This window comes from Fretibacterium sp. (assembly GCF_057312375.1).
The window spans coordinates 1-7700 of sequence record NZ_DBHLDX010000079.1 but is presented as its reverse complement, the minus strand read 5'-3'; the positions used below and the strand labels follow the sequence as shown (position 1 = coordinate 7700).

At 63.1% G+C, this 7700-nt stretch carries 11 protein-coding genes; all 11 read right to left on the bottom strand.

The window, feature by feature from the left end:
• On the bottom strand, nucleotides 1-440 hold a 440-nt coding region (locus ACO41U_RS09375), incomplete at its 3' end, for a hypothetical protein (protein ID WP_485943431.1).
• Between the two features lie 2 nt (nucleotides 441-442).
• Entirely contained in the window at nucleotides 443-757 is a 315-nt protein-coding gene (locus tag ACO41U_RS09370; protein WP_485943429.1) for a hypothetical protein, read from the bottom strand.
• 20 nt (nucleotides 758-777) lie between these two features.
• Nucleotides 778-2379, bottom strand: coding sequence for a hypothetical protein (locus tag ACO41U_RS09365; protein WP_485943427.1), 1602 nt, complete (start codon nucleotides 2377-2379; stop codon nucleotides 778-780).
• The gene (locus ACO41U_RS09360; protein ID WP_485943425.1) at nucleotides 2376-2816 is read right to left on the bottom strand and encodes a hypothetical protein; all 441 of its coding nucleotides are present in this window, start codon (nucleotides 2814-2816) and stop codon (nucleotides 2376-2378) included. Before ACO41U_RS09360 ends, ACO41U_RS09365 begins: the two co-directional genes overlap by 4 nt.
• The gene (locus tag ACO41U_RS09355; RefSeq protein ID WP_485943423.1) at nucleotides 2813-3217 is read right to left on the bottom strand and encodes a hypothetical protein; all 405 of its coding nucleotides are present in this window, start codon (nucleotides 3215-3217) and stop codon (nucleotides 2813-2815) included. The genes ACO41U_RS09360 and ACO41U_RS09355 overlap by 4 nt, the downstream gene beginning before the upstream one ends.
• A 4-nt stretch (nucleotides 3218-3221) precedes the next feature.
• The gene (locus ACO41U_RS09350; protein WP_485943421.1) at nucleotides 3222-4700 is read right to left on the bottom strand and encodes a hypothetical protein; all 1479 of its coding nucleotides are present in this window, start codon (nucleotides 4698-4700) and stop codon (nucleotides 3222-3224) included.
• 4 nt (nucleotides 4701-4704) lie between these two features.
• The gene (locus ACO41U_RS09345) at nucleotides 4705-5178 is read right to left on the bottom strand and encodes a hypothetical protein (protein WP_485943419.1); all 474 of its coding nucleotides are present in this window, start codon (nucleotides 5176-5178) and stop codon (nucleotides 4705-4707) included.
• Between the two features lie 18 nt (nucleotides 5179-5196).
• A complete protein-coding gene (locus ACO41U_RS09340) occupies nucleotides 5197-5670 on the bottom strand; it encodes a hypothetical protein (RefSeq protein WP_485943417.1) in 474 nt (157 codons plus the stop codon).
• Nucleotide 5671: 1 nt separating this feature from the next.
• Nucleotides 5672-5950 (bottom strand): hypothetical protein, encoded by a 279-nt coding sequence (locus tag ACO41U_RS09335; RefSeq protein WP_485943415.1) that lies wholly within the window; start codon nucleotides 5948-5950, stop codon nucleotides 5672-5674.
• A gap of 24 nt (nucleotides 5951-5974) precedes the next feature.
• Nucleotides 5975-6847: a DUF5309 domain-containing protein gene (locus ACO41U_RS09330; protein WP_485943413.1), complete on the bottom strand. Its 873-nt coding sequence runs from the start codon at nucleotides 6845-6847 to the stop codon at nucleotides 5975-5977.
• Between the two features lie 12 nt (nucleotides 6848-6859).
• The coding region (locus tag ACO41U_RS09325) for a hypothetical protein (protein ID WP_485943411.1) at nucleotides 6860-7700 on the bottom strand (841 nt) is incomplete at its 5' end.

The window sequence follows — 7700 nt, the reverse complement described above, 5'->3', positions numbered from 1 at the left end:
TGCTCATACTTCCGGGTAGGGTTGAGCCCCAAGGCGTAGTCCTGGCCCTGCATCTGCCCCGTGACGGGGTCAAGCGTGCCAATCTGCGCCCGGTCGCCCAGATCCGCGTTGTACATCTGCATGGGACGCCCGAAGGTATCCAGAACCCTGTCTATCGGAACCCCATACAAGGAGGCCCCCATATAGGACCGCGCCGCCGCCTCCGGGTTGCCCCGGATGTCGAAGGAGTTTGCCGGGTCTGAAACGTAAGCCAACGCCCGGTCTATCGCCGCCTGCTTCCGCGCCTGGTCGTCCTCGGCTAGACGGGTCTGGTACTTGTAGTCCCGCGCCTGCTTGTCGCGGTCGAACATGCCGCGCACCAGCCCGCCAAGCAGCTCCTGCGCCGCCGGTGCAATGTAGTCCGCCCAGGTGGGCGAGGGGGGTTCAAAATAAACGGCCATGCCTACATCCCCCATCCCGTTCGCCAGGTGTTCTGCCACGGATTGAGCTCCCCCGTAACCGGATCGCTCGCAAAGTGCGGGAGCCCCTGTCCGGCGGAGTTCCACATCGTGTTGAACATCGAGTTGTTTTGCTGACGTTGCTTGATTCCACCAGCAACAGAGGCGACCGCCCCGATGGGGTCCCCACTGGCCAGGGCGCTCGCCCCCATGATGTAGGGCGCAGCCGCCTGCATCCCAGGGATGACCGAGGCCAGGCCGCCCAGGATGCTCCCGAACAGACCCAGCCCTCCGCCTCCTCCAACGTAATGCACTGCCATTTCCTATCCGCTCCTCCCCATTATTTACCCTGTTTGACGATGGTGTCCCTCTTGTCCGAGTTCCAGTGGTCCTGCTGCATCGTCTTCAGCAGGTCGTAGGCCGGGAGCATCGGCGCCATGGCGTTGGTGTAGTAGCCTGGTGCCGCTTTATGCAGTTGTTCCCGTTCGGCCAGGTTCGTGTTGAGGTTGTTCAGATACCCGCTGGACAAATTCCCATACCCCTGCGCAATCCCCAAGTAATTCTGTATCCGCTTCGACCCGGCGTCCATCAGGGAGTTGGCAAGGTTCCCGGTCGTCTGGGCGTTGTTGGCGTACCCCGCCGCAACGCTCAGGAGGTCTGCAACCTTCTGAGCCCCGGTCCTGCCGTAGGAATCCCCCAAAGAGATTGTGTGGCCGAGTGTGGTGTTCGCCGAGTTGTTGATCTCCATGAGTGCATCCGTAAACGCCTTCCCGGCGGTCGCCGCCGTGTTGGCGTTGCCCTGATACCCGCCCAGCACCGTCCTGAAGGCGTCCAGATACCCCCGGTTGAGGCTGTCCGCTGCCTCGCGCGACATATCGGACAGCCCCCGGTTCGTCACGCTGCTATTCAGGACGCCTCGCGCCGCCAGGTCGCTGAGCCCGGCGCCCATCGACTGGTTCAGTCCGCCCCGCACTGATGCGTTCAGGGCGTCGAGGATCGGCTGAGGGATTCTGCCGGTGTTCATGAGGGTCTCCGCCCCGGCGAGCTGGTTCTTGGCGTAGTCGCTATACCACTTGTCCGTCTCGCGGGCGTACCGGAGGTTGGACTGGATGTCACCCAACATGTCCTCTGCGCGCCCGTAAACGTCTTTGGCCTTTCCGTACCACTCGTCCCCTGCAGTAGGGGCCTGTCTCAGATAGCTTTCCCCCACTCCAAGGAGTCGTTTTGCGTCCGCGTAGTTCTGGTTCGCCTGGCTGAAGTAAGGGTCTCCAGCCGTCCAGCCCTGACGCAACGCGTCGTTTGCGCTCGACAGGGCGTCAATGCTCCCCCGGGAAAGCTCCGGAGCCCGACGCATCAGCTCGTCGTACCTCCGGTTGGACGCAAAGGTCTTCTTCGTCGCATCGTTCAAGAGGCGCCCCATCAGGTTGTCGTTGCTCCAGTAATTGCCGCCGTTTGCTCCGCCTCGCACCCCACCTTTTCCGGCGGATGCAGTCGCCTGAGGGGAAGCTGCGGGAATGCCCCCTCTCGCGCCGCCTTTGCCCGCTGCGGCAGCCTGGGATGTGGGCTGAGCCTGCGAAACGGACGTGGGAAACCCACTCCAATCCCGGAGCCTCCCCGACGGATTGAGCGACAGGGGAACGGGGACGACGAACTTTTTTCTGTCCGACGGGTCCCTCGTGAGACCCCATGGATAGCCTCCCGTCCTGCCATTACCTGCCGCCGGCTGGGCTGCTCCGCCACTGGCCGGAGCCGTCGGTGGCGTGTGGGTTCCCGTGTACCCATCCATGATCTGATTTGCCATGCCATAGAACCGATTCTCCAGGTCGATCAGGTTCTGGCTCTTGGGGCCAAGCGCGTCGACGGTCCTGGTCTTGCCGCCCTTGGCGTGCGCAGCGGGAGGCAAGCACAGGGACAGGAGCAGCAACAGAATAAGAAGAATCATCCTTTCACCTCCTCTCCTTTCATTGGCCTGACCTTCGTGTCCTCCGGCGTGATGAAGATGTACCAGAGCGTCCGGCTCCTGCCCGTCTTGAAGTCGTAGATGTGTTCCATGCGCTCGAGCGTTCCCCCCAGCACGCGCATATAGACCGCTGGGTTCCGCTTCGTGCAGCAGAGCACGCCCTTGATACCGAGGTGCCGGGCCCCCTTCGCCAGCTTCAGGATAAGGGGACGCCAATGGCGCCCGTCCCCGCACATCTTCGGGACCAGGATGCACCGGCTCTCCGCGTCCAGACAATAGGTGAAGAACCCGTGCATGGGGTCGAACACGATCCTCTCCCCGGGCGACAGAACGTACTCCGTATCGCTGTCTCGTTCCTCGTAGACCTCGACCCACTCCTCGAAGGTCTTCGGGCCGGTCATCGTATGCTTGTACCTCATGATTTGGTCTTCAGGGCCGTGACGAGCAGAGGCTTGCTCATGAAGTTCTGATTGCTCGTAGCGAACGCCAAATCATAACGCTTTATGGTCCATCCTCCTGGGACCGTCAGGACGTAATTCACCTCGTACAGCTCGACTTCATTTGCCCCGTGCCATGCATTCTCGTTCTCCGTCGCAACGTAGGCGGTCCACACCCCGCCAGGGGGCACTGTGAACTCATTAACGCCCTTGAGCAGCTTGAGGCTCCAGATCGGATAGCTGACCTTGTTTAGCTCCTCCTTGAGTTCGTTCAGATACCGGTAAACGCCTTGAAACTCATTGATAAACTTTTGAATGGCGTCGCGTGTCTTGTCTCCGTTTTCCGTGAAGTCCACAGGGAACCCCACCTTCCATTCCGCCATGTTCCTACACCTCCGCTATGTTGAGCTCCATCGACGCGACGTGGAACAGCCCGTTCCGGACGACGAACTCCGGCGTGATGTTCCACCGCCGGATGTTGCAGCGCCGCCTGGCCGCGATCCCCATCTGGGAGGGGACAAGCGGGTCGTTGTCGAAAAACGCGATGTCGTTGTCCGAAAAGGCGACGTCGTCCGCGAAGTCCGACGGCAGCCTCAGCTCTAATCCCTCGATCAGCACACTCACCTTGGACAGCTCGCTGGCGTAGTACCTCGCGACGACCCCCTTGAGCAGCAGTTGATGCGACCCCATGATCATCTTCGGACGAAGTCGGCCGATGATGGCCGTCCCCGAATCGTCGGCCAGATTCTCGTTAAGGTGCCAGATCGCGTTCCCGATCGCCAGATACGTCCGCCCTCGGGTCTGGGCGACGGACGCCACATGCCCCGGAAACTTCAGCGTCGTCCACGCCCCGCCGGCCCCGATCTCATAGTGCCAGCACCATACGGTGTCGCCATAATCGGCGTCCGTCCCCAGCCACACCTGGGAACGCCCTGCAAGAGGCCAGATTCGACACCCTGCGGACAGGGATGGGGACAGGCGCGGATTGATCTTCGTCCCGGCCCACCGCAGCTTGAAATCCCCGAACTCCGTCGCGGTCGCGAGGTTCCCCATGCCCTCCTTCGTGAGGAAGATCACGTCGCCCCCCACCGCAGCCGCCGCACAGGGGTTCCAGGCGCCGGCCCCCTTTGAGTAGGCGATCACCGACCACTTCGGATAATCCCCCTGGAGCCGGTAGATTCTTCCCCGTTCGGGCTGAGCCGGCGGGCTCTTGAAGACGATCACCTCGCCAACGATTGGGACGACGGCGCGGATGGAGCATCCGTCCTTGTAGCCGATATCGAGACTGACGGAATCGGAATCGTTCCCGGTCGTCCAGCGCGTGGGGTCCCCAACGCCGGAGAATCGGAGCGTGTCGCTCCCGGCCTGAGCCACGGCCACGCGACCGGCCCGGACGAACAGGACGTCCACCCGCGTCGGTGCGTCCTGCGCCGTGATCTTTGTCAGCACCCCGATCTTGTACTTGTAAAGCCCCCCGCCGAAGGCGAGGAGCAGGCCGTCATCCCACAGCTCCGAGACACCCGGCCCGTCGCCTTCGACGAGGCCGAGGTCTTTTGTCTCCTCGACGAACACGTCGGAGTTCCCGGACAGCTTCACCGTATGCAGGTGTCCGCCACTCTTCGCGAGCAGCATCCCCGACTCGGGGGCGGTCAGCAGGTCCGTTACGGGGCCGGGAAACTCGTGAACCTTCTCCAACCCGCCCCGCAGTCGCAGACCGCCGGTCTTGGGGTCGAACTCGAGGTTCTCCGCCAGCTGGAGCTCGTTGTCCGCTATGGACTCCGGAGTCAGCGCCAGATTCAGCCCTCCGGAGAAGTTGGTGTAGGCGATGGTTCTTCCGTTCTCGTGCTTGGTGGACAGCTTGGGCATCCCATCACCTCCCGCGCACGGCGGCGATGGACTTTGTCGTCTGCCCCAAAAGCGCCAGGTCCTGGCTTATGTCGTACTCGTTCTTGTTGAGTGCATAGATTCTCGCCAGGTCGATGATCAGCCCTGCCTGCTCCGTCGTGCAGGGAATGTCGTCCGCGTCCTGAAACGTCGAGGGGCGGGGCAGCATCCGCCAATAGTCCGCCGTGACCGTCGTGCCCTCATAGGGGGACGCGACGCGGTCTACAATAGCGACCGGGACCTTCCCGACAAAGGCGAGGAAATCGTCCGGCAGGGACGTGGGGCCGGAGACGGTCAGGGACGCCACGAGCGAAGGGTCGCGGTCGGACGCAAGACGTTCCGATACCGTCTCCGCCGCCCGATCGAGGAAGGCGTTCAACTCGACGTCCGAGGGCCAACCTATCTTTTGTTCGTCGCTCAGGTGGTGCCGCAGGATGTTGAGCATCTGGAACTTTGTCATGCCATCACCTCAAAAAACTCAGGGGAAATGCCGGATATCCGGAATCCTCCCATACTCCCGCTTCTGGGACACGCGGCCCGCCGTGGTCCTGGCGGCCTCCGTAGCCGCCGTCATGTTCCCCGACGCCACGGAGGAGGCAACCTCCACCAGGTCGAGGACCAGCGACGTTGGGAAGTCGATCTCCGCGGCGCTCTCCGTTATGGGGGGTGGTACGCAGTTGTATTCGAGCCTCGCCGTCTCACTCGTACTTCCGTCCCCCAGCTCCACCAGGGAGTAGAAGTCGTCGGGAAGTGGAGCGACCCCCCCAATCAAGATGACCTCCACGGTCTTCCTGGGAAGCGTCGAGAAGTTCTCAGCGAGCGCGATCCAGAGCATCGACCACGCATCGGACAGCGCGGAGAGCAGCTCATAGTCCGAGAACTTCGTCCTCTGCATGTCCTCCAGCCGAAGCCGCAGCTTCGTCAGGAGCAACCTCACCGGGACCGCCGCCATCTCAAAGCCTCCCCTCCGAGCACCGCAGGTTCGGGAACCGCGCCAGAAGACGGCGCAGGGCCCCCCTGTCCCGGTATCCGGACGCCGCGAAGTCCAGCGCGTCCTTGTCCATGTTCAGGCAAAGCGCGTTGAAGAAGTCCTCGTCGATGTTCGCGACCTTCCGGAACGCCCGGCCCAGGGTGAAGCCCCCGCCGTTCTCCCTCCGTTCCTCCGCCGACAGTGCGTCGATATCGTCGGAATCGACGAGGCCCCGTATCTCCACGGGGCCCCGCCTGTCCATCTCCAGAACCTGCCTGCGCATCGCCTAGGGCAGGGTCAGGCCCTTGATCTGCGCGCTGGCCTTCTCCGCACGGGCCTCCAGAGTCAGCTCCCCGATGATGTGCTTCTTGTGGGAGTCGCCGCTCTTCGGGAGGACCTCGGTCTTCATCTTCCGCAGCTCCGCCACCTTCCAGTGGTCCGGGTCGATGACGTAGACGCCCGCGTCCGGCATCATGCGGTGCGGGACGAACGAGACGATCCCGAAGTCGGACTCGTAGACCGCGATGGAGCTGACGAGCTTCTTCGAGTTCTGCTCCAGCGTTTTCTCCGCCCCGGCGGTCCACTTGGAGACGACGCGCTTCTGCCCTCCGGACAGAAACACCTTCGTCGGGTTCCCGCCCTTCTTCCAGGCCGCCTCGATCGCGTTGTTCATTAACTCCTCCGTCAACTTCCCGTCGGTCGAGGTGATGACGTTGGTGCCGATCCAGAACGGCACACCTCCGAGTTCCCGCGCCGTGGACGCGCTCCCGGCGCTCTTGGCGGTCTGGGTGATCAGCGCGTACTCCACGTCGAGAGCGATCTCCTTCATGGCCTTCGCCATCTGGTACCCGATCTCCGAGGTGACGCCGTGCTTCGCCACAGCCTCCTGCGTCCCCGTGACCCCGTACCCCGCTCCAAAAATCTGAGTGTAGTTTCCAAGCCGCACTCGTGCCTTCGGGGTGGCCGTCTCGTACTCCGCACCCTCGACCTTCTTGTTCGCCCCGGGCTCCCGCAGCGAATCCTCCAGCCACTCGTGGGTTGTAGCCGAAGCGGACGCCTTCCCGCACATCTTGAAGAACGGGGTCTCCTTCGGACTGATGTTCGTGATCAGGTCCGAGATATCCTCCTTGTTCCCGACCGCAATATACGTTGTCTTCATGGTTTTACCTCCTTAAACGGCGAACTTGTGCTCCACGAGCCACTTCGCCTGTTCCTCGATCGTCATGTCCCCAAGGGTCGATGCATCCACAATCCCTCGGTCGCCCTCCGGAGAACCTCCTGCCGTCCCCATCACGGGAGGCGGCGTCTCTCGCGTCTGAGCGGATTGAGCCGGCTTAGGCGCGGTCTTTCTCCGATAATCCGCAACAACCCTGTCGATCAACCCCCTCAGCTTCCCCATATCCCCGGAGCCCAGAATCTCGTTCACCCTCTGGTCCTCCAGCACGGTGAGCTTCTGGCGCCAGACCGGAAAGAACTTTTCCCCGATCTCGTCGATATCCGGCACCTTCTGCCGGTACTCCGCCCAGAGCGCCGCGACCTGACTCTGGACCTGCATGGCCCGCTGCTGCTGGAGGGCCATAGCGTTCGCCCGGTCCCGGATGTCCTGCATCGCCGTGTAGCGTGCGGCGACGTGCTGCGGGTTGAACTCGTCGAACTCCTCCGGTCGAATCCCAAGGTAATGCTGCGCCGCCAGGACCTTCGCCACCTCCGCCAACTGCGCCCACGTCGCGGGCTGCTGCTGCGCGAGGGGCTGTTGCGGCTGCGGCTGCGGCGGACGCATCGCCGCCTCAATCCTCTGGGCCTCCGCCCGTCGCCGCACGGCGGCATCGATGGCGTTGTAGGCCTCCACCAGCTCCCCGGTGAGGCGTCGGGGGTCTACCTCCCCGTTCACGAACGCCTCCGCCAGCTCCTCCGGGGTATAGCACTCCGGTCCCGGCTCCGCATCTTTCGCTCCAGGAGCAGACGGGGATGCGCCCGGCTTCGCCTCTGCCTCTTCGTCCTTCGCCGCCGGG